22 protein-coding genes and 1 pseudogene are annotated in these 23164 nt (G+C 62.8%); 13 read left to right on the top strand and 10 right to left on the bottom strand.

Going from position 1 to position 23164, the window contains the following annotated elements:
* Positions 1-27: 27 nt before the first annotated feature.
* The 9 genes from KIO76_RS26380 (at position 28) to ku (KIO76_RS26340) (ending at position 8287) form a co-directional block, all read left to right on the top strand.
* Positions 28-1278, top strand: coding sequence for an ABC transporter substrate-binding protein (locus KIO76_RS26380; RefSeq protein WP_213326541.1), 1251 nt, complete (start codon positions 28-30; stop codon positions 1276-1278).
* 225 nt (positions 1279-1503) lie between these two features.
* On the top strand, positions 1504-2430 hold the full coding sequence (locus tag KIO76_RS26375) for a carbohydrate ABC transporter permease (RefSeq protein WP_213326540.1): 927 nt from the start codon (positions 1504-1506) through the stop codon (positions 2428-2430).
* 10 nt (positions 2431-2440) lie between these two features.
* Complete coding sequence (locus KIO76_RS26370; protein ID WP_213326539.1) at positions 2441-3265, top strand: carbohydrate ABC transporter permease; 825 nt, start codon at positions 2441-2443, stop codon at positions 3263-3265.
* A 3-nt stretch (positions 3266-3268) separates the two neighbouring features.
* Positions 3269-4339 (top strand): ABC transporter ATP-binding protein, encoded by a 1071-nt coding sequence (locus tag KIO76_RS26365; protein WP_213326538.1) that lies wholly within the window; start codon positions 3269-3271, stop codon positions 4337-4339.
* Positions 4336-4929, top strand: coding sequence for a histidine phosphatase family protein (locus KIO76_RS26360; protein ID WP_213326537.1), 594 nt, complete (start codon positions 4336-4338; stop codon positions 4927-4929). The genes KIO76_RS26365 and KIO76_RS26360 overlap by 4 nt, the downstream gene beginning before the upstream one ends.
* Before the next feature lie 18 nt (positions 4930-4947).
* Positions 4948-5814 (top strand): metallophosphoesterase family protein, encoded by an 867-nt coding sequence (locus KIO76_RS26355; protein WP_213326536.1) that lies wholly within the window; start codon positions 4948-4950, stop codon positions 5812-5814.
* The gene (locus KIO76_RS26350) at positions 5811-6812 is read left to right on the top strand and encodes a sugar-binding transcriptional regulator (protein WP_213326535.1); all 1002 of its coding nucleotides are present in this window, start codon (positions 5811-5813) and stop codon (positions 6810-6812) included. Before KIO76_RS26355 ends, KIO76_RS26350 begins: the two co-directional genes overlap by 4 nt.
* A gap of 109 nt (positions 6813-6921) precedes the next feature.
* Entirely contained in the window at positions 6922-7407 is a 486-nt protein-coding gene (locus KIO76_RS26345; protein ID WP_213326534.1) for a cupin domain-containing protein, read from the top strand.
* Between the two features lie 76 nt (positions 7408-7483).
* Complete coding sequence (ku, locus tag KIO76_RS26340; protein ID WP_213326533.1) at positions 7484-8287, top strand: non-homologous end joining protein Ku; 804 nt, start codon at positions 7484-7486, stop codon at positions 8285-8287.
* Positions 8288-8289: 2 nt separating this feature from the next.
* Here the strand turns inward: ku (KIO76_RS26340) and ligD are convergent, their stop codons facing one another.
* From ligD to KIO76_RS26325, 3 genes are all read right to left on the bottom strand, one after another.
* Positions 8290-10863 carry a DNA ligase D gene (gene ligD, locus KIO76_RS26335; RefSeq protein ID WP_213326532.1) on the bottom strand — a complete coding sequence of 858 codons (2574 nt, stop codon included), beginning with the start codon at positions 10861-10863 and terminating at the stop codon, positions 8290-8292.
* 15 nt (positions 10864-10878) lie between these two features.
* On the bottom strand, positions 10879-11817 hold the full coding sequence (gene ku, locus KIO76_RS26330; RefSeq protein ID WP_213326531.1) for a non-homologous end joining protein Ku: 939 nt from the start codon (positions 11815-11817) through the stop codon (positions 10879-10881).
* Between the two features lie 135 nt (positions 11818-11952).
* On the bottom strand, positions 11953-12843 hold the full coding sequence (locus KIO76_RS26325; protein ID WP_213326530.1) for an SDR family oxidoreductase: 891 nt from the start codon (positions 12841-12843) through the stop codon (positions 11953-11955).
* Positions 12844-13390: 547 nt separating this feature from the next.
* Here KIO76_RS26325 and KIO76_RS26320 point away from each other — a divergent pair.
* A complete protein-coding gene (locus tag KIO76_RS26320) occupies positions 13391-13618 on the top strand; it encodes a hypothetical protein (protein ID WP_213326529.1) in 228 nt (75 codons plus the stop codon).
* On the top strand, positions 13615-13890 hold the full coding sequence (locus KIO76_RS26315) for a hypothetical protein (protein WP_213326528.1): 276 nt from the start codon (positions 13615-13617) through the stop codon (positions 13888-13890). Before KIO76_RS26320 ends, KIO76_RS26315 begins: the two co-directional genes overlap by 4 nt.
* A 167-nt stretch (positions 13891-14057) precedes the next feature.
* On the opposite strand, the gene KIO76_RS26310 is transcribed toward KIO76_RS26315, so the two are convergent.
* Positions 14058-14288 carry a hypothetical protein gene (locus KIO76_RS26310; protein WP_213326527.1) on the bottom strand — a complete coding sequence of 77 codons (231 nt, stop codon included), beginning with the start codon at positions 14286-14288 and terminating at the stop codon, positions 14058-14060.
* A gap of 229 nt (positions 14289-14517) precedes the next feature.
* Between KIO76_RS26310 and KIO76_RS26305 the strand changes: the two genes are divergently transcribed.
* Positions 14518-15261, top strand: a complete 744-nt coding sequence (locus KIO76_RS26305) for a Crp/Fnr family transcriptional regulator (protein ID WP_213326526.1) — start codon at positions 14518-14520, stop codon at positions 15259-15261.
* Positions 15262-15277: 16 nt separating this feature from the next.
* Here the strand turns inward: KIO76_RS26305 and KIO76_RS26300 are convergent, their stop codons facing one another.
* The 4 genes and pseudogenes from KIO76_RS26300 to KIO76_RS31845 all read right to left on the bottom strand — a co-directional run.
* Entirely contained in the window at positions 15278-16159 is an 882-nt protein-coding gene (locus tag KIO76_RS26300) for an ABC transporter permease (RefSeq protein WP_213326525.1), read from the bottom strand.
* Complete coding sequence (locus tag KIO76_RS26295) at positions 16159-17085, bottom strand: ABC transporter permease (protein ID WP_213326524.1); 927 nt, start codon at positions 17083-17085, stop codon at positions 16159-16161. Before KIO76_RS26295 ends, KIO76_RS26300 begins: the two co-directional genes overlap by 1 nt.
* Positions 17086-17208: 123 nt before the next feature.
* Positions 17209-18204, bottom strand: coding sequence for an ABC transporter substrate-binding protein (locus KIO76_RS26290; RefSeq protein WP_213326523.1), 996 nt, complete (start codon positions 18202-18204; stop codon positions 17209-17211).
* 44 nt (positions 18205-18248) lie between these two features.
* Positions 18249-18740, bottom strand: a pseudogene (locus tag KIO76_RS31845) (ABC transporter substrate-binding protein); the annotation flags it as partial.
* Positions 18741-18827: 87 nt separating this feature from the next.
* Here KIO76_RS31845 and KIO76_RS26285 point away from each other — a divergent pair.
* Positions 18828-19901, top strand: a complete 1074-nt coding sequence (locus tag KIO76_RS26285) for a DUF2817 domain-containing protein (RefSeq protein WP_213326522.1) — start codon at positions 18828-18830, stop codon at positions 19899-19901.
* An 88-nt stretch (positions 19902-19989) separates the two neighbouring features.
* On the opposite strand, the gene KIO76_RS26280 is transcribed toward KIO76_RS26285, so the two are convergent.
* A complete protein-coding gene (locus KIO76_RS26280) occupies positions 19990-21309 on the bottom strand; it encodes a protoporphyrinogen/coproporphyrinogen oxidase (protein WP_213326521.1) in 1320 nt (439 codons plus the stop codon).
* On the bottom strand, positions 21306-22952 hold the full coding sequence (locus KIO76_RS26275) for a thiamine pyrophosphate-dependent enzyme (protein ID WP_213326520.1): 1647 nt from the start codon (positions 22950-22952) through the stop codon (positions 21306-21308). Before KIO76_RS26275 ends, KIO76_RS26280 begins: the two co-directional genes overlap by 4 nt.
* Positions 22953-23164 lie beyond the last annotated feature (212 nt).

The raw sequence follows: 23164 nt of genomic DNA, 5'->3' as shown, positions 1-23164 counted from the left end.
TCCGTCGCGTCGATGACAGGAGTTCGCATGCGCCGTCTTCTCGCCCCCATGGCAGCACTGGCCCTATTTGCCGTCACTCCGGCGCAGGCCGCCGATCCCGTGACTATCAATTTCTGGCATTACCAGACCTCCAATCGCGAGGATCTGACCAGAACCATCAATGACTTCATGGCCAAAAACCCTGATGTGAAGGTTCGCGAGCAGTTCAAGGACAACAACAATCTGGCGACCGAGGTGCAGGCGGCGGCTCTTGCCGGCCGCGCGCCGGACGTGGCGCAACTGCTCAGCCGCCTCACGATCGGCCTTGTCATGAATACGAAGCCCGCTGCCCTCGACAGCGGCCCGGACAAGGGCGCGTTCCTCAAGAACGTCGCGCCGAACTTCCTCGCCATCGGAACCTACCAGGGCCATCCCTATGCGGTGCCGCATTCCTTCGGCACGCCGATCGTCTACTATAACAAGGACCTGTTCCGGGCCGCCGGGCTCGACCCCGAGAAGCCGCCGCGCACCTGGCAGGAGATGCGCGACATCGCGCGTCAGATCAAGACGAACACGGGTAAGCACGGCCTGTTCGTTTCCACTGGTGGACGTGACGTCGGCCCGCAGCAGATGATGGTCAATACCGGCGCCGACATGCTGTCCGACGACTTCACGCGCGCCACATTCGCCACGCCGGACGCGATTGCCTCCATGCAGCTCTGGCAGGACATGGCCGTCACCGACAAGTCGCTGGCAGTGTTCACGGAGCGCGAGAACACCTCGCTCTTCATGGCCGGTCAGATCGGCATGATGGTGACATCGGTTGCCAGCTTTCAGGGCGCTAAGCGCAGCACCGAAGGCGTCTTCGAGCTCGGCGTCGGCCACTATCCGACCTGGAAGGACAAGCCGCGGCGCGTCCCGAATTCCGGCGCGGCGCTGATGGTGTTTTCGCAGGATGAAAAGCGCCGCGAGGCGACATTCCGCTTCCTCTCCTATCTGATGCAGCCGGAGGTCAGCAACCGCTGGGCTGTCGAATCCGGCTATCTGCCGATCGCGCCTGGCGCCCAGCAGGCGGAGGTCATCAAGGAAGCCGTCGCCAAGGAGCCGCGCTGGGGCGTCGCCGTCTCGCAGATGGACGACCTCGTCGCCACGGCCCGCTGGCCCGGCAGCCGCGTCGTCGAGATCCAGATCGTGCTCGAGAACATGGTCCAGGCGCTCTGGCAGGGCAAGGCTCCCGCCTCCGCACTGGTGCCGGCGGCGGAAGCCGAGATCACCCGCCTGATCGCCCAGGGCAGCTGATGCCTGCCGTCACTCCGGCGCCTCGCGCCAGCGAGGAGCCCGGAATCCATGAACACGAGGCCACACAAGAAGATGCATCGGGCCGACCGGCACTCTCTGGTTTACCGTCGTGTTCATGGGTTCCGGGCTCGGGCCTTCCGGCCCGCCCCGAAATGACCAGGTGGCCGTGTGAAATCAACATGCGCCGGCTCCCTCCCGCCATCGCCGGAATGCCCACGAACCTCCATGACTGAAGCGATCAACACCGCCTCCGTCGCCATCGCGCGGCCGACACGCCGCCGCCGACGGCTCGACATCCGGCCTGCCGTCTTTCTCACGCCCTTCATCGTTCTGCTCGGCGTGTTCACCTATTGGCCCTTGATCGATACAGTCTATCTCAGCTTCATGAAGCTCAATACCAATGCGCCTGCGAGCTTTGTCGGACTGAACAATTTCCGGGGCGTGCTTGATAACAGCCAGTTCCACGACGCCGCGATCAATTCGTTGACTTACGTATTCGTATCGATTCCGTTGAAGGTTCTTCTACCGATTCCTTTGGCGGTCTTCATCTGGACGATCGGTGAACGCGCCGCGAACATCTACAAATCACTTCTATTTCTGCCGACACTTCTCAGTTTCGTGGTCGTTTCCATCGTGTGGATCTGGCTGCTCAATCCCGTGATGGGATTGTTCCAGTCGCTCATCCGCCCGTTCGGCCTGCAGATGCCGGCGCTGTTGTCCGATGTCGGTACGGCGATCTACGTCATCATCGGCGTGGGCGCCTGGAAGCTTATCGGCTTCAATGTACTGCTCTATCTGGCCGGCCTGTCGAGCATCGGGCGGGACTATATCGAAGCCATGCGCCTCGATGGCGCGGGCGACTGGACTGTCCTGCGGCGACTCATCATACCCCTCCTCTCGCCGACCATCTTCTTCGTGCTCATCTCGACCGTGGTCTTCACCATTCAGCAGGTCTTCACGCCTATCGACGTCATGACAGAGGGCGGCCCGCTGAATGCGACCACCAACCTGTTTTACGTCGTTTACCAATACATGTTTCAGAGCTTCAATGTCGGCTTCTCCGCCGCCGGCACTGTCATCCTGTTCGTCTTTCTCGGCGCGCTGACCGTCTTCAAGGTGCTGGTGCTCGAGAAGCGCGTGCACTACTCCTGAAGGCCGCCCCATGCTGAAACTCTCGCGGCCCTGGGCTGCCACCGGGCAGATCGTCCTCTTCATCACCGGGCTGTCCATCGCGCTGCCGCTGCTGCTCGTGCTAGGCACGTCGTTCAAGCCCGCGAACGAGATCTATGCCGGTTATCCCTGGCCGCTCAATCCGACATTCGACAATTATGCGGAGGTGTTCGACAAGCTGCCGTTCGGCGCTTATCTCTTCAACAGTGCCGCAACCACCACCCTGCGTGTCAGCGGCCAGCTCATCATCGCGCTGCTCGCCGCCTATGCCTTCGCGCGCTATACATTCCGCGGCCGGGGCCTCATCTTCGCTCTGGTGCTTGGCGCGATGATGATCCCGCACCAGCTCACTTTCCTGCCGGTTTATCTCCTCGTCAACAAGCTGGGTTGGTTCGACAGCTGGGCGGCGCTGATCGTGCCCAACCTCGCCATGCCGTTGGCCGTCTTCCTGCTCCGCCAGCACCTTTTATCATTTCCGCGCGAGCTCTACGACGCCGCCTCAATGGATGGCGCGGGTGAATTGCGCACCCTGTGGTCCATCGTCCTGCCCAACATCAAGCCGGTCATGGCGGCATTGACCATCGTCCTGTTCGTCGATTGCTGGAATGAATACTTCTGGCCGCTGGTCGTGACGGAGACCGAGAACGCCATGACCGCGCAGATCGGGGTGCGCCGCTTCCTCGACGCGGAACGCGGCGACGATCTCGGCCCCCTGATGGCGGCGGTCACGCTGATCAGTCTGCCGGCGGTCGCCGTTTTCGTCCTCTTCCAGCGCCAGATCATCAACACCTTCGTCTCTGTCGGCATCAAAGGATAAGCCATGGCCTCCATCAGATTTGCGGGAGTCCGCAAGGTCTTCGACGATTTCGTCGCCGTCGAGAGGCTTGATCTCACCGTTGCTGACGGCGAGTTCGTGGTCTTCGTCGGCCCCTCCGGCTGCGGCAAGACGACCTCCCTGCGCATGCTGGCGGGCCTCGAGGACGTAACTGATGGCCATATCTGGGTCGGCCCGCGAGACGTCACCGCAGACCCACCGAAGGCCCGTGACATGGCCATGGTCTTCCAGAACTACGCCCTCTATCCGCATATGACCGTCGCCGAAAACATCGGCTTTTCCCTTGGATTGCGCGGCGTGCCGAAGGCGGACCTCGCGCAGCGCGTGAGGGCTTCGGCGGAGATGATGGGGATCGCGCATCTGCTCGATCATCGCCCGCGGGAGCTGTCCGGCGGTCAGCGCCAGCGCGTCGCGGTGTGCCGCGCCATCGTGCGCAATCCGAGCGTATTCCTCTTTGACGAGCCCCTGTCCAATCTCGATCCGCAGTTACGTACCTCGGCACGCGGCGAGATCCGCGCCCTGCAGCGCCGGCTCGGCGTGACGTCCGTCTATGTCACGCACGATCAGATCGAGGCGATGACCATGGCGGACCGGATCGTCGTGATGCGGGATGGAGAAGTCCAGCAGATCGGGACGCCGGAGGAGCTCTTCGAGCGGCCGCAGACGATTTTCGTGGCCTCCTTCATCGGCGCACCAGCCATGAACATCGTCAGCGGGTCTGTCGAAAACGGCCAGGCCTGGGCTCTCGGCCGTATGATCGATGCGGACTCCTCTGCCAACGGTCTGAAGATCGGGGTTCGGCCGGAGGATATCTGCTTTCGTGAACTTCGCGGCGACGACGGCGCGGCCTTTCGTGTCGACCAGGTCGAGATGATCGGTTCGGAATGCCTGGTGCACGGCGAAGTCGGGTCCGAGCGGCTTGTGGCCCGCGTCGCGCGGCATCTCGCGCCACGCGCCGGCGAACGTATCGGGTTCGATTGGCCGATCGGCCACACCCACATGTTCGACCTGGCGACAGGAACGAGGATCGCCTCGCGCGGGGAGCTCGCCGCATGAACGCATTGGCTCCTCAATCCGTTCGCCGGTTGAACCTTGACCCATCGATCTCAAGATTCCTTTTCCTGCGCCACGGTCGCACCGCCTACAATCTGCAGCGTATCGTTCAGGGCCATACTGACATCCCGCTGGACGCGGTGGGGCGCGAGCAGGCAGTCTATGCCGCAGAGTTTCTTTTCGGCCATGGATCGATCGACCGTATCGTCTCAAGTGATCTGTCGCGGGCCAGCACGACGGCGCAGACGGTGGCGAGCCGCCTTGGACTGCCACTTCTGCTTGATCCGGATTTGCGCGAACGCGGCTTTGGTCCATTCGAGGGTGGGCCGGCGATCCAAGGGCTCTGGTCGAGGGATGCAGAGGGCATGGAGACCCTAGAGGTCTTCTCCGGTCGCCTCGCGCGCGCCCTCGGCCGTCATCTCGGCACGTCCTCGTCCTTGCTGGTGGCCCACGGCGGTGTCCTGCGCGTGCTCGGCCTCATGCTCGGCGTGGCGATTTCCGACGACCTCGTGCGGAATGCCGCGCCGCTGGCGTTCAGCCGGACGAATGAGGGGTGGCAGGTGATGGACTTGACCGGCGCAATCCATCTTTGACAGCGGATTTTGACAATCATGGCACAAGAATTTCGCATCGTGCAGGTCTCAGATCTGCACCTGAGCGGCAAACGCGGGCGCTACCAGGACAATTGGGAGATCACGCTCGAATGGATTGACGCTGAGAAGCCCGACCTTGTCGTGGTCAGTGGCGATGTGGCCCTATCCGATCCCGACGAAGTCGACGACCTCGTTTTCGCGCGGCGTCAGCTCAACCGCATCAGCGCGCCCTGGCGGGTCATCCCAGGCAACCACGATATCGGAGACAACGTGGTCTCGGGTGGGATGGCCAAATCGGTCGACGCGGAACGGCGGCAGCGCTGGCTTGATCTCTTCGGACCCGACTATTGGCAGCAGACCTGTGGCGCGTGGACGGCGATCGGCGTCAATGCACAGATTCTGAACTCCGGCGGGTTTCCTGCGGAGGAGGAGCAGAGCGCATGGCTCACACGAACGCTCGCAGAGATACCGCGCGAACGCCCAATCGCGCTTTTCGTCCACAAGCCCCTGTTTATGGATCATCCGTCGGAGGCTGGCGTCACCTCGGACTGCCTTGATCCCGAAGCACGCCACCGCTTGCTGCGCCCTTTTGCCGACAAATCGCTGAAGCTGGTCGCCTGCGGTCACAAGCACCAGTATCGATCGTTTGGCATCAACGGCATCATCCACATCTGGGCGCCCGCCACGAGCGCCGTCAATCACCCGCCAGAGGTGAAGATGTGGGGCTTGCGCGAAGTCGGCTTCGTGGACATTCGCCTGGGTGAAAGTGGTGGCCTGCGGCAGCGTCTCGTTGGACGCGACATGCTGTTCCGACACGAATCCTACGTTTACGCGAAGGAGTATGGTTCGGCGGCGGCCGGCCCGGAGCAGCCAGTCGCCCCATGACACGCCCGGAGAGAGATAAACAGGAGCCCGCCCATGGCGAAGCGCTGCTGCTCGGGTTGGGGGAGGAAAGCCGGCTCCAGCTCGCCACCCGCGTCGCCTGGATGTATTTCATCGAAGGGTTGAAGCAAGAGGACATCGCGGTCGCCCTGGGCATCAGCCGCATGCGCGTCAATCGCCTGCTCGCTGCGGCGCGGGAGGAGGGCATGGTGCGCATCGATATCACCTCGCCCTTCCGGACGGGCGCCGATTGCGAAGGACGCCTGCGGGCCGCCTTCGGCCTGCGGGAAGTGATATTGGCGCCGACCCCGTCGAAACCAGACCAGTTCGACGTGGTCGTCGGCCATGCGCTCGGCAGCTACCTCAATCGGCGCCTCGCCAATGGCATGACCGTGGGCGTGCATCACGGGCGCTCGCCCCACGCCATGTTCCAGGGCCTGAAGCCCGCGGTTATGCCGGACACCGCCGTGGTCTCCCTGAAAGGCAGCCTATCGGCTGAAGGCCGTATGGCACCTTACGAGACGGTGGCGCGCCTGGCCTTGACCCTGCAGGCGAGTTGCTACCAGCTGGCGGCGCCAAGCTATGCTCGAACGGCGCAGGAACATGAGCTATTTGCGCGCCTGCCCATGGTCCAGGCGGTCCTGCGCCGCGCCTCGGCCTGCGACCTCGCGATCCTCACCGCGAGCCGCATCACCGATGACGGCGGTCTTGTCGGCTATGGCTACATCAGTCCTGCCGAGGCGAAGGCCCTGCGCGAACGCGGCGCGGTCGGCGCCGTTCTCGGCACCTTCATCGACGCTGACGGGCAGATTGTCGACCACGAGCTCAATCATCGGCAAATCGGGCTCGGATTCGACGATCTCGCCGCGGTGCCGGAGGTCATTCTGACAGGCGCGGGCTCAGGCAAAGTCCTGGCGCTGCGTGCCGCGCTGGCGCGTGGGCTCGCGACGGTTTTCGTCACCGACGAACAGACGGCAGAACAAATTCTTTCCGTCTCATAGGATTTCGTGGAAGTCCGGCGAAGGCAACCGCGGCGCAGGTGGACCGCGTTCCCCTCTCGGACCAGAAATGCGAGACTATCGCGTGGCCAGCATGAAGTGAGGGCAATCCATGAGCATAGCCTTTCTCCATTCTCGCGGGACCGAGTCACCGATCAAGATCCCGGCCATAGGGCTTGAGCTCTTCGTCCGTATGCCTCCTCAGGCGAGCGCTGGCGCCATCTGCATCATCGAGACGGTCAACGCGCCGAACGCTGGACCACCCAGGCATCGCCATCCCGAAGCCGAGGTATTCCGCGTTATTGAAGGCCGCTATCTCTATGAAATCGACGGCCGTCGTTTCTTCGTCGACGAAGGGGACATTGTCAGCATCCCGGGAGGTGCTGCCCATGGCTTCGTCAACGTCACGAGCCGGCCCGCGCGACAGTTGGTCATGATCATGCCGGCGTTCGACGCGAGCCGATTTTTTACCGAGCTCGGACAGATCATGGAGGATGGCATTCCGACCCCGTCGCGCCTCAGCGCGTTCGGTGAGCGCTGGAACGTGGAGTTCCTCGGACCTCCCGTCCGGGCAACGGATGAAACAAGCGGATCATGACATATGTTGGAACGCCAGAATGCGTTCCATGGAACCGTAAAGCCTGCGAAGGATTGAGCCGTCGGAGGTATACGCGATGGCCCAACGCTCCTTCTGGAAAGGTTATCTGAAGCTCTCGCTCGTCACCTGTGCCGTCTCGATGACCCCCGCTCTCTCCGAGAGCGAGAAGGTGCGGTTCCATACGCTCAATCGCAAGACAGGAAACCGGGTTGTCAGCCGATACATCGATTCAGGCAGCGGCAAGCCCATTGACGAAGACGATGCGGTCAAGGGCTACCCGCGGGGCGACGATGAGTATGTCATGCTGGAGGATGACGAGCTCGAGGCGGTCGCGCTTGAAAGCACCCGCACAATTGATATCGACACCTTCGTACCGATCGAGAGCATCGATTGGATCTGGTATGATCGGCCCCACTATCTCACGCCCGACGACAAAGTTGGCGAAGAGGCCTATTCGGTCATCCGTGACGCGATGGCGGCCACGAACACGGGCGGGATCGCAAGGGTGGTGATGTATCGGCGCGAACGAGCCGTCCTGCTGAAGCCCCATGACAACGGCATCGTGGTCTGGACCTTGCGATACGGCGACGAGGTGCGGGATGGCGCTGGCCATTGGCCCGATCCGTCCCAGAACAAGCCGGATCAAAAGCTGCTGCGCCTGGTCAGCCAGTTGATCGAGGAGCGCACACGTCCCTGGGATCCCTCCATGGCGGAGGACCCGGTGCAGGACAAGCTTCTGGAGATCATCGCCGCAAAGAAAAAGGGGCGCAAGCGCCCGGCGGCGCGAAAGAGCGGGCCCGAGCCCGCCTCCAACGTGATCAACATTATGGAAGCCCTGAAGAAGAGCATCGCCGCGGAGCGGCAAACGAAGGGCCGGTGAATTCAACCGCGCTTTCTTCGGCCGCGGGGCGCGATCTCCAAGGGCGCGGCTGCGCGATGGAAGCCGTCCCAAGGGTCCCGGGTCAGCGCAGCCAAGCGCGTCGGCATTGTCTCGACCGTAAAATAATCCGGACCAATGGCTGGCCCAAGCTCCTCCCACGTGATGGGCGCCGAGACCGCAGCGCCGGGGCGGGCGCGCGTGGAATAAGCCGCGACTGCGGTCATGCCGCGTTGATTTCGCAGATAGTCCACCAAGATCTTGCCGCGCCGCTTTGATTTCGTGATGGTGGAGACGTAGCGGCTGGGATCGTCAGAAGCCATGGCATCGGCGAGCGCCTTGGTGAAGGCTTTGACGGCTGGCCAGTCCGCTTTCGGTCTGAGCGGCGCAACTACATGCAGTCCCTTGCCGCCAGACGTTTTGACGAAGGGGGCTAGTCCCACGTCCGTCAAGCGCTGACGGACCTCCTGCGCGGCATCGATGACCGCCTGCCACGACACGCCCTCGCCGGGATCGAGATCCATCACGATCCTGTCCGGATGCTCCCAATCAGTCACAGTTGATCCCCAGGGGTGGATTTCGAGGACGGCCGACTGGACGAGCCCGATAAGACCGTCCAGATCGCTGATGCTGATGAGCGGCTGTTCATCCCCGTCCGTAGGATCCTTGACCAACGTGATCTTTGGATTCAGTCCCTTCCAAGCATGCTTCTGAAAGAACTTCTCGCCTGTGATGCCGTTAGGGCAGCGCAAAAGTGCGAGAGGTCTTCCCACGAGATGCGGGGCGATATGGCGCCAGACCTCGGTGTAATAGTTCGCGAGCCCCTCTTTCGTGACGCCCTCGTCCGGCCAGTACAGGCGATCGGGATGGGTGAGCTTGACGGTGCGGCGCGGCGGAGACGGCGCTTTGGCGGCGTCTTGTTTCGGCGCCTCGCGCACAATCTCACGGGGATCCTTGTCCTCGCGCAGCCCACGGAACGAAGCATGGCGCAAATGCCCGTCGGCAGTCCAGGCGCGGAACTCGATTTCCGCGACCAGGGTGGGTTGCACATATCGAGCCTGGCGCCTTTCCTCTGCTGTCAGGCGGTGCCCAAAGGGGCTCGCTTCGACGCGAAGACCTTCCAGCTTGCGAAACAGCTCCTCCGCCACGGCCCCTGTGAACCCGGTGCCGACGCGGCCGACGTGATGGAGCTCGCCGTCCTCATAAACCCCAAGTATGAGCGAACCGATAGCATGGCGGGAAATCGTCGACGGAACATAGCCGGCAACCACGAATTCCTGCCGCGCAGAGCATTTGGATTTGACCCAGCTTTTGCTGCGGCCATCCCGATACGGGGCGTCACGCAACTTCGAGACGATCCCCTCTAGGCTCAGCCTGCAAGCATGGCGCAGAACCATGGCGCCGCTGTCCATGAAATGACTGCTATACCGGATATGGCCGGCATGATCGCCGGCAACGATCTGTTCGAGCAGATCTTTGCGCGCGGTCAGAGCGAGGGGCCGCAGATCATAGCCGTCCAGATAGAGCAGATCGAAGACATAGAAGAGGAAGTGATCACTACGCCCCTCGCTGAGCGCCGCCTGCAGGGCCGAAAAATCAGACGCCCCGGCATCCGTTTCAACGACCAGTTCGCCGTCGATGATGGCGTTATCAACCGGAAGTGTCCTCAGCGAGGTCGGAATTGCCTCGCCGAATTTCTCAGTCCAATCCAGCCCGCTGCGGGTCAGTAGCTTGACGCTATTGGCCTCGATACGCGCTTGGAGCCGGTAGCCGTCGAACTTGATCTCATGGAGCCACTGCTCGCCGATCGGTGCTTTGGCGACAAGCGTGGCAAGCATCGGCGGAACAAAATCGGGCATTCGCGCCTTTTTCGCGCCCTTTATCAGTGAGGGCTGCATGGTTTTTCTTCTGGATGCCGCTTCGCCATCCCGCTTCGCCGATGGCGCCGACTCGGCGGACGTCTTCAGCGGTTTTCTGATCCGTCCGGTCTTTGCGGACCAGCCAGGCGGCTCCCCAGTGACGTCGCCCACGTCTCGGCCAGACTTAACAGACGCGGGCTGCTCCGTCAGGATATCGGCGTCGTCTCCCGTCCGGGCAAATTCATCGTCCCCCTTGATCAGCAGCCAATTCTCGCGCTTTTCCCCAGGCTTGCCGTGCATGCGCACCAGGTGCCAGCGCCCTTGAAGCTTTTCTCCATGAAGCTCAAATTCGAGGTCGCCCTTGGCGTAACCTTTGCGGGCATCACCTATCGGCGACCACGTGCCGCGATCCCATACAATCACGGCGCCTCCCCCATATTCCCCTTTCGGGATGGTGCCTTCGAAATCACCATACTCGAGCGGGTGATCCTCGACATGAACAGCCAGTCGCTTTTCCCCAGGCACGAGGCTCGGGCCTCTTGTCACGGCCCAGCTCTTGAGCACCCCATCCATCTCGAGACGGAAGTCGTAGTGAAGCCGGCGCGCGTCATGCTTCTGGATGACGAAACTGTCACCTGACGTCCGGGACTGCCGTCCGCGCGGCTCCGTGGTCGCCCGGAAGTTACGTTTGCTGCGGTAGGGCTCGAGTTGATTGACCATATCAAGCCGCCCCTATCAACCCGCGCGCCGTCGAGCTGGCGCGGTCTTAGCCGCCGTTTTGCTGTCTGCACGACGAGCGGTCTTGCGGGTGTTGCCACCCTTCGCAGCGGACTTGGTTTCTTTCGTTGGTTGCGCACTTTTGCGTTGCGCAGACTTGCGGTTGCTTCCACTCAGGCCTGCACTTTCGCGCAAGGCTTCCATGAGATCGACGACCTTGCCGGTACGAGGACGCTTGGGTGCCACGATCTTCCGGCCCTCGAGTTTGGCTTTCACGAGTTCGGCGAGCGCGGCTTCATAGCGGTCGTCGAATGCCGCTGGATCAAACGTGCCCGCTTTCGTCTTGATGATGTGCTCGGCAAGCTGGAGCATCTCACCCTCGATACGCAGCGAAGGCACATCACTGAAGGCGTTCTCCGCGGAGCGCACTTCATAATTGAAATTCAAAGTCGTGGCCACGAGGCCATCGCCCTCAGCACGGATAAGGACACTGCGGACACGCCGGAACAGAACGGTCTGTGCCAGAGCGGCCACCTTCTTCCGGCTCATCCCCGCCCGAATGAGCTCGTAAGCCTCATCAGCCTCACGGTCAGCAGGCGCGAGAAAATATGGCCGGTCGAAATAGATGTCGTCGACGTCGCTACAGCGGATAAAGGCTGAGACGGCGAGTGTCTTGTCGCTCTCGGGAACGGCCGCGGCCACTTCTTCTGGTTCGAGGACGATGTAGTCCCCCGAATTTGATTCGTAGCCTTTGACCTGATCCTCCCGCTCGACGACGGCGCCGGTTTCGCTGTCGGCAAATTGACGCTGCAACCGGTTGCCGGTGCGCCTGTTGAGCATATGGAAAGCGATGCGGTCAGAGCTTGAGGCGGCGGTGTAAAGGGCGACGCGACAACTCAGCTCTCCAACCCGGAGGACGCCTTTCCAATTCGCACGCGTACCCGATGACGCTGCCATGGCATGCTCCTCCGTCCGTATTCGCCGCCTGCACGAGGCACCGGGGAGAACGCGCGTGGCGCCTTCCCGTTCCCGCTCGCAAGGTCAACCCCTCCGCAGAGGCAACCTACGGCGGCCGGCACTCCTCTGCGGACTTCAAGCGATCCCTTTGCCGCCGGTTACGCCGTAAACCTCGCCATTGATGAAGCTAGCGTCCTGCGACGCGAGCAGCACATAGACCGGGGCGAGCTCGACGGGCTGTGCCGGCCGTCCGAAGTCACTCTCCTCACCGAAGTGGCGGACTTTTTCGTCGGGCTGCCCGCCGCTCGGCTGCAGGACGGTCCAGACCGGACCGGGCGCGACGGCATTGACGCGAATGCCCTTCCGGATCAACTGCTTCGCCAACGCTTTCGTATACGCCACGATCCCGGCCTTGGTCGTCGCATAATCGAGAAGGATGGGAGACGGCTGATAGGCCTGAACCGAGGCGGTCGTCAGGATTGCGGAGCCCGGCTCGAGATACGGAACCGCTGCCTGAGTGATCCAGTGCAAGGCATAGAGATTGGTCTTGAGAGTTCGATCGAAATCCGCCGTCGAGAGTTCCTCGACGTGCTCACGATACTGTTGACGCCCTGCATTGATGACGAGAAGGTCCAGTCCTCCGAAATGTTCGGCGGTCATAGCGACGATCTTCCGGCACCAACCTTCGTCCTTGATATCGCCAGCAAGCGACAGGGCTTTCCGCCCTTCGGCCTCGATCAAGGTGATGACTTCCCGCGCGTCTGGCTCTTCGTCAGGCAAGTAGGCGATCGCGACATCCGCGCCCTCGCGCGCGAAGGCGATGGCGACGGCGCGGCCAATGCCGGAATCACCACCCGTAATGAGGGCTCTCCGCCCCTCCAGCTTCCCGGAGCCACGGTAGGTGCGCTCGCCATGGTCTGGAGCTGGAACCATTTGCTGCGCCAAGCCAGGCACAGGTTGCGGCTGGCTGGGAAATGGAGGCTTAGGATAAAGCGTTCGTGGATCAACCAAGCCGGACGTCGCCATAAACCTACTCCTTCCGCGGATGGTGGCAGCGGGAAAACGGAAGCGCCTGCTTGCGCACGGTGCCGCGCGCGTTCACGCCAGCAGCATGCCTAAACCTTGGCCCCCCGGCCCCCTCACGCGGAACGCATGGATCGCCGTATCGCGATGTGCTGATTCTGAGGTTTTAACCAACCACCCGCCCTGATGTTCCCGGCTACGCAAGGGCTACCGCTCGGCGCCGCAACGAACATATGTGATCCTAATCGGCTCCGCCGTAGCGGTTGAGAGGATGTCCTCTTCGCGAGCGTGACAATAAAATCGAATAGCATGTCGGAACGAGTATTCACCAAATGTGTTCGTATTAATGTACGGACGCTCGCGAGGACGCGTGTCAGACGTGGAGCTTCAATGACAGATTTAAGAAAGGAACGAACTTAGTCTAACGGTTCAACTTTCTGTCATACGTGGCGTCAGGCGATTACGCCAAGGACACCGAAAGGATGGCGCGGTCGCTTTTGCCACCTCGGTGCCGCAACTCTAGATCGGCGCAGGACATGGGAGACATTTTATGGAAAAAGATGCTGAACTGCGCGCGAAAAGCCAAACCGAAGACTTAAAAGGTGGGGCGCCTATACCTCCTCTGCAAGCGGATGACCATTCCCCGGAGCGTCCGGCCGTGGAAACCCCTGTCGAGGCGCGGCAAGGCTTTCTGGATCGGCCTGTTTTGGCGGTGTTGGCCGCTGGGTTGGCGCTCGCGATGATAGCGTGGGTAGCTGTTGAGGTCTTCGCTTCGTGACGACGCAGACCTCCTCCGGCGACCCCTTGCGGGAGGATCTCGTACGTTCAGCCCAGAGATTGCCTCAGTTCAGCGAAGCGCCGTTCCAGGTATTCAATGGCCTCGCGCGCCGCATCAGCTTCGTCTTCAACGGGCAGAGGCACGAGTGGCTGAAAATTCTTGATCCCTTTGATTACCTCACGCGTTATCTCGTCGAACTGTTCGGGAAAATTGGGAACCCCGGCCGATCGCTGCATCAGGATGACGACAACGGCATGGAGCGCATTGGCTAGCAGGGCGTTGAAATGCGCGTTAGCTCGCCAATAGCGTATGTCGTCTTCGTTCATGCAGTGCCGCCCCATCCCCGATATCGATCAGGGTTACTTAGCGTGCAAAATCAGGAATATCCAGTAGATGCTGTACATAGGCAGCCATGCTATTGTCCTGCTCGGCGCGCGCTCTAAAGCTGGATCGGAATTCCCCGTGCGATAGCGGCAGCCACGATCTCGCGCCGAATGTCCTCTTCGGTTCTTCCCCGCTCGGGCAGCTCGCGGAGAATTCGGGCTGCTTCGGCACCGGCATTTATGGGATTGCGACTAGTGATGGCGTTGATGAAGAGCTGACGGAAAGCGAGGTTCAATTGCTCGGCCCCGCTGCAGTCGGAAGCTTCCGCGGTGATATCATCACTCATCGCCGTCTCCTGCTGTATCGGGGCGGCGGCACAGACGGCCCGAGCGGTTCCCACTATGCGGCATAGCGGTGCGACGCCGCTCGAACCCAGTCTTATGCGAAAACGTACGCGCCGCTGGCCTCCGTACGGAACCGGACCCCACCGCAGCCGCTTTCATCACGAGAATTGCTCTGACGGTGGGGCCGGCAGAAGGACCAGTGCTTTCAAACAGAGCAACGAGGAATGTCCAATGGCGATGCTGCAATCAGAGATACGCAATCGTCTTCTCTCACTGCTCCAGGACGACGATTTTTCCGCGATTGCTCCGCATCTTCTGCCGATAGTTCTGCCTAAGGGCTACCGCATCGCCCATGCGCAGCAACTCATGACGCACGCCTATTTTCTTGAGGCGGGTATCGGGTCCATTGTTGCCCATTCCCCCGAGGGACAGAGGGCCGAAACCGGCCTGGTCGGTCGCGAGGGAGTGCTACCCGTCGCCTTTGCCTTGGATGTCTGGACAAGTACCCACGACATTGTCATGCAAGTGGAGGGTCACGGGCTGCAAATCGAGAGTGATGCGTTCCGCGATATTCTGGCCGCCCGCCTGCACGTTCGGCAGATTATGGGTCGGTTCGCACACACGATGTGGATCCAGACAGCACACACCGCGCTCTCAAACGCGGTTCATACGGTTGAGGAGCGACTGGCGCGTTGGCTTCTCATGTGTCTCGACCGGGTGGATGACGGAGAGATCGCGCTCACTCACGAGTATATGGCAACCATGCTCGCGGTAAGGCGCGCCAGCGTCACCACAGCGCTTCATGTCCTGGAGGGTAACCGTTTCATCTATTCCGATAGGGGGCGCGTGATTCTCCGCGATCGCAAGGCCCTGGAGGAATTCGCGGCCGACGCTTATGGCGCCCCTGAGCTTGAGTACGGCCGGCTTCTCGGTTCGCTGTCCGATCGGGACCAACCGCAAGGCGTGCTCGCCTAGGCGATCCGTTAGTCCCTCATCTGCGTCGCTCGGGCTGGGACAAATCCCGCAGGCCATCGCCCAGCAGGTTAGTCGCAAGCACGAGTAAGAAGATCGCAATCCCGGGGATCCATACGAGATACGGCTTGGCGAACAGATAGGTCCGTCCCTCGGCGATCATCAGCCCCCAGGACGGCGTTGGCGCGCGAATGCCGAGACCGAGGAAGGACAGGCTCGCTTCGCTGAGGATCGCCATCGCCATTTCGAGCGTCGCGATGACGAGGATGTGGTGGAATACATTCGGCCGAATCTGTCGCCAGATGATCGATGGCGCTGACGCGCCCGAGACCCGGGCGGCCGCGACAAAATCCGCGCTGCGGACCTGCTGTGTCGCGGTCCGCACCACAACGGCATAGCGATCCCAGAACAAGAACCCGAGCACCAGGACAATCGTCAGCAGTGAGCCACCAACGAGGGAGATCACCGCGAGAGCCACCAGAAGGCCAGGCATGCTGAGGCGGCTGTTGATGATATAGGTGACGACGTCGTCGACACGCCCGCCGAAATAGCCGCCGATGAAGCCAAGCGTCGAGCCGATGACCCCGGAGATCAGCATGGTCGAAAAGCCGACGATCAGCGAGATGCGGCTGCCATAGATGAGCCGGCTGAGATAGTCGCGGCCGAGATGGTCCGTGCCGAGCAGGTGATCGGGCCGGCCGCCCTGCATCCAGGAGGGCGGGAGCAGGCGGCCGGTCAGGTTCTGGGCGACCGGGTCATAGGGTGCGAGCAGAGGCGCGAAGACAGCAACCGCAACCGCCAGAAGAAGAATGGTTGCACCGAAGACGAAGCCGCCGTGGCGAAGCGCCCGGCGTAGCCGCAGGCGCCGGTCGGGCAGAGGGGGGACGTAGGTTTCGGCCATCAGCCCGCCCGCCGCTGCTGCAGCCGTGGATCGAGCCAGGCGTTCAGGATGTCGGCGAGGAGCGTGAGAACGATATAGCTCACCGAGACAAACATCAGCGTCGCCTGAACGACCGGAAAGTCACCCCGCTGGATCGAGCGGTAGGTGAGGAGGCCGATGCCGTCGATCGCAAAGACGGATTCGACGATCACCGATCCGCCGAGCAGGGTGCCAAGCTGCACCGCCGACAGCGAGATGAGCGGTAGGATGGCATTGAGCAATGCATGCCGCACCATGATGCGCGTGCCGGAGACACCCTTGGAACGCGCGGTGCGGATATAGTCCTGGTCGAGCACCTCGAGCATCCCGGAACGGGTCATGCGCATCAGGGCAGGAATGGCACCGATCGCCAGAACGACGATCGGCATGACGTAATGGAGCGGTGTGGTAGAGCCTGAGATCGGCAGCCAGCGCAAGGTGACGCCGAACAGGCTCACCATCATCAGGGCCAGAAAGAAGCTGGGCACGGCCTGTCCGGCAAGCGCCAGGGCGCTGACCACGCGATCGAGCCAGGAATTGGGGCGAAGCGCCGCGAGCATGCCGAGCGGCAGGCTCACCGCGATCGCCAGGATCAACGCGCCGACGGCGAGAATGGCCGTGGTGCCGACGCGCGCCAGAAACAGCGACGACACGGCCTCCCGGCTGAAGAACGACTCGCCGAGATCGCCGCGGAAAGCGCCCGCCAGCCAATGCGCATATTGCGTGAGTAGAGGCTGATCGAGACCCATCTGGCGGCGGACGGCCTCGATCTGCTCGGCGGTGGCATTTTCACCGGCGAGCGTGGCGGCCAGATCGCCGGAGAGATGCAGCAGTGCAAATCCCACCAGCGACACCGTCAGCATCACGAGCAGTGAAACGATCACCTTGCTGCGTATGAAGCCCCACATTGCCTTCGTCCGCTAGACCACCAGCTCGAAAAGTGCAACGCGGGTTGCCAGGCAAAGCCGATGCACAAACAAAGAGCGATAGCATCGGGCGGACACGATGTCCGATCCAATGCTGTCGCCGTGTCACTTCGCCCAGGTCGCGAGCGAAATATCAGGAAAGTCGATCGCCGGCACCGGGAATTTCACCTGATCGGAGGTCACATAGGTCGCCACCGCACCATAGAGCGGCAGCACATAGGCTTCCTCGTTGATGCGCGTCAGCGTCTTGCGATAGAGCGCTTCTCGCTCCGCCTTGTCCATGGTGCGCGCCGCGGTCGCGTTCCACGCGGTGATATCTTTGTCCTTGACGTAATCGGTCGACGACCCGTTGAAGAAGATGCCGAGCGAGTTGGAGACGTCGAGCGACGACACGCCGCTTCCCCAACCGACGATGCTCATCTGCGACTCGCCCTTGATGTAGCGTTCGCGCCAGGCCGGGAGTGGCAAGGTTTCGAGATTGACCTTGATGCCGATCGCCGACAGATAGCCCTGCAGCGCCTCGCCGATCGGGCGCAGGCTCGCCTCCGCCATCAGGGTCACAGGGAAGCCATCGGCATAGCCGGCCGATTTCATCAGGGCCTTGGCCTTCTCGCGATCGAAATCATAAACCGGCTTCACATCGGTGATACAGAAGCGTTGCGATGGATTGCAATTCGTCGCCAGGACGGCCGCATCGGGGCTAACGAGGCCGTGCACCATTTCAGGCTTATTGACCGCGTAGGAGATCGCCCGCCGCACATCGGCGTTGGAAAGCGGATTGTTCTCCTTGCCCGCGACATTCATGCTGAGAAAATACATGCGGGTGGACTGGCCCGTCTCGATGACGAGGCCTGGAGCGCCTTGTAGGGCGGCCGTGTCCGCTGCCGTCAGGGAGAGCGCCATGTCAACGCCGCCGGACATGAGTTCAGCGATCTGGGTCTGGGTCTCCGGAATGACGCGGACCTCAATCGTCCCGATGGTCGGCTTCGCGCGCGGGCCGCTGAAATAATCGTTGTTCTTGACCAGCGTGTAGGAGGAGCCCTTCTGCATGGCTTTGAGCGCATAGGGGCCTGTACCGACCGGCTTGGTCGCATGGACCATGTGCCCGTTGGTTTCAGTATACTCATTGGCCAGATGCCGACACGTGAGGCCAAAACGTTCTCGAAGGTCGGCTCCGGCTGCTTCAGCGTCAGCTTCACCGTGAAATCGTCTATCTTCTGAACAGCGGCAATATTGCCGAAATCCTGCTGCTGCTGGCGGAACTTGTTGTCCATGTCCATCAACTGGCGGAAGGTGTAGACGACGTCGTCGGCGTTGAAGGGCTCGCCATTCTGAAACTTGACGCCCTCGCGCAGCTTGAACTCGACCGTCTTGTCGTTCGTCCATGTCCAGGATGTCGCGAGCAGTGGCTTGAATTCCCCCGTGGCGCGATCGGCGTAGATCAACGTGTCGAAGATGATTGTTCCGAAGAGGTCGGAATCAGCGCTGCTGGTGTGGATCGAGTCGACGAAATCCGTCTCGCGTGAGACGGCAACGCGGAGCGTGTCGTCGGCTTGACCGGCCAACGCCGCTGCGGCACTCAGAACGAGTGGAGCAAGGAACAGAAAGCGCGTGGACCGAATGAGTCGATTCTTCATGCCTTTGTTCCCTTCATAAGCCACATTACTTGCGCTCCCTTGCTTATACTTAGAATGTCGGAGGGGGCAAGAAGGGAGCAGTCCAGCGTGGAACGCTATTTTTCAAAAGATTATTCCGAGGCTCGGCAGCGTTTCCTTGCGGGGGCGGAAGCGAGAAATATCGCGGTCGCGACGTATGAAAATCCGGCGCGAGGACCCGCTGGTGAGGCCCTGCTCACCGACGTGGCGCGCATCGGTCCCGCATCGGCACGCCGGGTGCTGGTTCTCGAATCCGGGCTGCACGGGGTGGAGGGCTACGCCGGCTCGGCCATCCAGCTCGCGGCGCTGGACGAGATCGAGCTGCCCGCGAGGGGCGACGTGGCGTTGCTGCTCGTCCACGCCATCAACCCCTGGGGGTTCGCTTCAAACCGCCGGTTCAACGAGGACAATATCGACCTCAACCGGCATTTCATCGATTGGGACGCGCCGGGCAGCCTCGACAATCCCGGATATCGCGATATCGCCGATATCGTGATCCCCGCTGATTTCTCCGCGGAGGCGCTTGCCGCTTCGGACGCGAAACTCGAAGCCTACCGCCAGGAGAAGGGCGAACAGGCGCTGCGCTCGGCGATCAAGCTCGGCCAGTATTCACACCCGCAGGGACTCTACTATGGCGGCCTGACGCCCTCCTGGTCAGCTCGCACGGTGCAGCGCATTGCGGAGGAGCATCTCCGCGCGGCCGAAATCTGCGGCTTGATCGATGTCCATACCGGGCTCGGCCCCTTTGGCTTCGGGGAATGTCTCAGCGGCATGGCGCCGGATAGTGAAGAGGGCAGGCGCTGCACCGCCTGGTACGGCCATGTCGCCCATACCAAAAGCCCGAAGACCGACTATGCGGGCAGCGCGGCCTCTATCCTGGACGGTTACAAGCGCGCAGCCCCTTGGCCGGTCTGGACACCGATCGGGCTTGAATTCGGGACACGATCGGAACAGGTGGTGCGCGACGCCGTTCGCTTCGACGGCTGGCTCCACCTGAACGGCGGTGCATCAAACCCCCGCGCCGGCGCGGTCAAGGCCATGATGCTCCATGCCTATTGCCCTGATGAGGCCGAATGGCGCGCCGCCGTCGTCACCCGCGGCCTGGAAGTCGTGGGCCTGGGGATCGCCGGGATTTCAGGTTAGGGGCGATCCCTCACCCTGTCCCTCCCCCAATCGGGAGAGGGACAGGGTGAGGGTCTGCGGCCGAGGCCGGCCCACACCGAATAGCATCTCAAGACCAATGCCGCGCGATGTCCGCGGCCGCGCGCTCGCCGCTCGCGGCCGCGCCCGTGACCAGCGATTGCGCGAGATAATCGCCGCAGAAATAGACCCGGCGCCGGGCCCCCGACTGGCGGTCGCGGAAGCGGGCGACGGTGCTGGCATAGCCGGGATAGAAGACCGGCAGCTTGCGCGCGATCCACTGGTTGTGGATGTCGACGCAGTCGCGGTCGAGCGTCGGGTAGAGCGCGAGCACACGCTCCTTAACCAGCTCATCGAGCCTCTCGGTCATGCCGCGGCTTGACGCATCCTCCACCGCTTCCGGCGATAATTGGGCATAGAGCTGCGGGGCCTGTCCCGTCGCATCGTTGCCGGGAACCTGCTGCCATGTGGCGAGCGGACCGGACGCGTCGCGGGTGAAGAAATTCATCGCTGGTCCCACCTGGCGGCCGAGCTGGTAATGGACGATGCCAAGCGCGTTATAACGCACTCCATCAAGGAAACGCCGGTCTTCGTCCCCCAAATCGTGGAAGAGCGCGCCGGCAAGCGAGCCCTCAGTCGCGCAGACAACAAGATCGGCTTCATGCAGGATCGCCGCGCCCTGCCGCTCCGCGTGGATGCGGCAAGGGCCCACATCAGGCGTCTCGATCGCCACGACGCGCGTGTTGCAGTCAACGGTCATTCCCGCGGCAAGCGCTGCCGGTAGCTTGCCCATGCCGCCGGCGAGTACGTGGACGGTGTCACGCCCGACCATGTGCGGCGTGACCGAAGCGAAAAAGGCCGCCGAGACATCCTCGGTGTTCCAGCTGCGTGTCCCACGGAAGACGGGCTCGATCATGCGCGCGAGCACGCCCGGACCAAGCGCCTGGCGGATGTAGGCGGCGAGGGTGACGTCATCCTCGGCCGGCGCCGACGCCGCGTCATCGGGATCGGTATGGGCACGTGCGGCGATCGCGTGCAGGCCGAAGGTGAGGAAACGCAGCCGCTCCGCCAGCGACAGGCCCGGCGTGAAGAGGCTTTTCACCCCCGGCATCAGCTCGACCGTCCAACGACCGTCCGCGCCCACGCATTCGGCCGAGAGACGCCGCACCGGGATCAGCGCCGGCGTCAGGCCGATTTCATCGAGCAGGCTATTGAACGGCCGGCTGAAGGCGTAGAGAAGCCGGGCGCCGGCATTGAAGCGAATGCCCCGGACCTGCCGGTCGCCGACGCGACCGCCGGGCGCCTCCCCGGCCTCCAGCACGCGCACGTGATGCCCCGCCTGCGCGAGCCTGCGCGCCGCAACAAGCCCGGCAATGCCCGCGCCGACGACGACGATGCGTTGCCCGCTCACGGCCGCAGCGCCTCCGGCCCGGTGATGAGTTCGATCAGCGCGGGACCGTCCGCCGCCAAGGCCGATGCCAGGGCCGGCGCGAAGGCCTCTGTGCTCTCGACCCGGAAGCCATGCGCGCCGAAGGCCCGCGCATAGGCCGCCAGATCGACAGGCGACAGATCCGTTCCGACCGTGCGACCGAAATGCCTGCTCTGGCTGGCTGCGATGGCGCCGTAGCTGCTGTTGTTGACGACAATGACAACCACGGGGAGCTTGTGCAGCACGGCGGTGGCGAGTTCCTCACCATGCATCAGGAAGCAGCCGTCGCCCGCCATCGCCACGACGCGCCGTCCCGGGCAGGAGGCCTGCACGCCGATCGCCGCGGACAATCCGTAGCCCATTGCCCCGCTCTTGGGACCGAGCTGCGTGCCATGGAGGGTATGGGGGAAATACCGTTGCGGCCAATGGGCGTAGGCGCCCGCCCCCACCGTGAGCATGGCATCCGCCGGCAGCGCCTCGCGCAGGACCCGGCAGATCTCGCGCATATCGATCGGCCCCTTCCCCGGCCGGCCGACGGTAAACGCCTCCCGCGCCGCACGCAGCGCGCTCCGCCAGGGTGACCAGTCGGGCAGGCTATGCGCGGACAGCGAATGGCCAAGCGGCTCGAACAGCGTCTCGGCCTCGGCGCAAACGGGCAGCGCGGCGCGATAGACGCGATTGAGCTCGCTGGCGTCGGGGTGAATATGGACCAGCGTCTGGGCCGGCTGCGGCGCCGCGAGCAGGCGGAAGCCCTCGAAGACCCCGGCACCGAACGTATTGATTTCCCCGAGCCGCATGCCCGCCACGATGACGAGATCGGCCCGCGCGACCGCATCGAGCACCGCAGGATCGGCCCCTATGCCCAACTCCCCGGCGAAGCAGGGATGATCGGCGGACATGAGATCGCGCCGGCGATAGGACGTCACGACCGGCAGGCCCGTGGCCTGCGTGAGGTTTCGCAGCGCGGCGACGCCCGTCTGCGACCACCCGGTACCCCCGACGACAAGGACGGGATTGCTGGCCCTGGCGAGCAGCACCGCGATGGCATCAGCGTCGACCGCGGGGACATGCGGCCGCGCGATGACGGGAGGGGACAGGGCCGGCGCGTCAACGGTCTGGGTCCAGACGTCCTCGTTGACGGCAACAACAACGGGTCCGCGCTGTCCCGTCATGGCCGTTGCCCAGGCACGCGAGAGCATTTCGGGCAGGCGGGCGGCATCGGAGCATGTTCCGATCCACTTCGCGACCGGAGCGAAAGCCAGCGAGAAATCGTTGTCGAGGAACGGCTCCCGCCCCGACTGGCGCACCGGCGGCTGGCCGACGACGAGGATCATAGGGGCGGCGTCAGTGAAGGCCGTATGAATGGCCAGCGCAGCGTTGAGCGCACCCGGCGCGCGCCCCGCCAAGCAGATGCCCGGCTTGTTCCGCGCGTGTCCGGCCGCCTGCGCCATGAAAGCCATACCAGCCTCGTGGCGGCAGGAGATCAGCGTAGCCCCGCTATCGGCTAGGGCATCGAGCGCTTCGAGGATCCCTTCCCCGGGCACATGGAACACGGGGCTGCAATCCCAATGGCTCAGCGTCCGCGCGAAAAGCTCCGCTCCTGTCATCCCCGCCTGTTCTGGCATCGCTTCTCCTTCCCTCCTCGTTACGGCTTCATTTGTCGCAGACGCCACCATCGCCGCAACCACTGGCCAAGCCGAAGGGATCGGGAATGGACGGATTTCGAAAAAGCTAGGCCCGGAAGAAAAAAGTCGTGCTCTAGTCAGAGCGCATCTCGCCGCCGATACTTCATGCTGAAAAAATCCGCACGCAGTACGCGCCGAGAGCGGACAAGAGA

The sequence above is a fragment of the Chelatococcus sp. YT9 genome, assembly GCF_018398315.1.
Lineage (GTDB): Bacteria > Pseudomonadota > Alphaproteobacteria > Rhizobiales > Beijerinckiaceae > Chelatococcus.
This window is presented reverse-complemented; position numbering and strand designations above follow the sequence as displayed.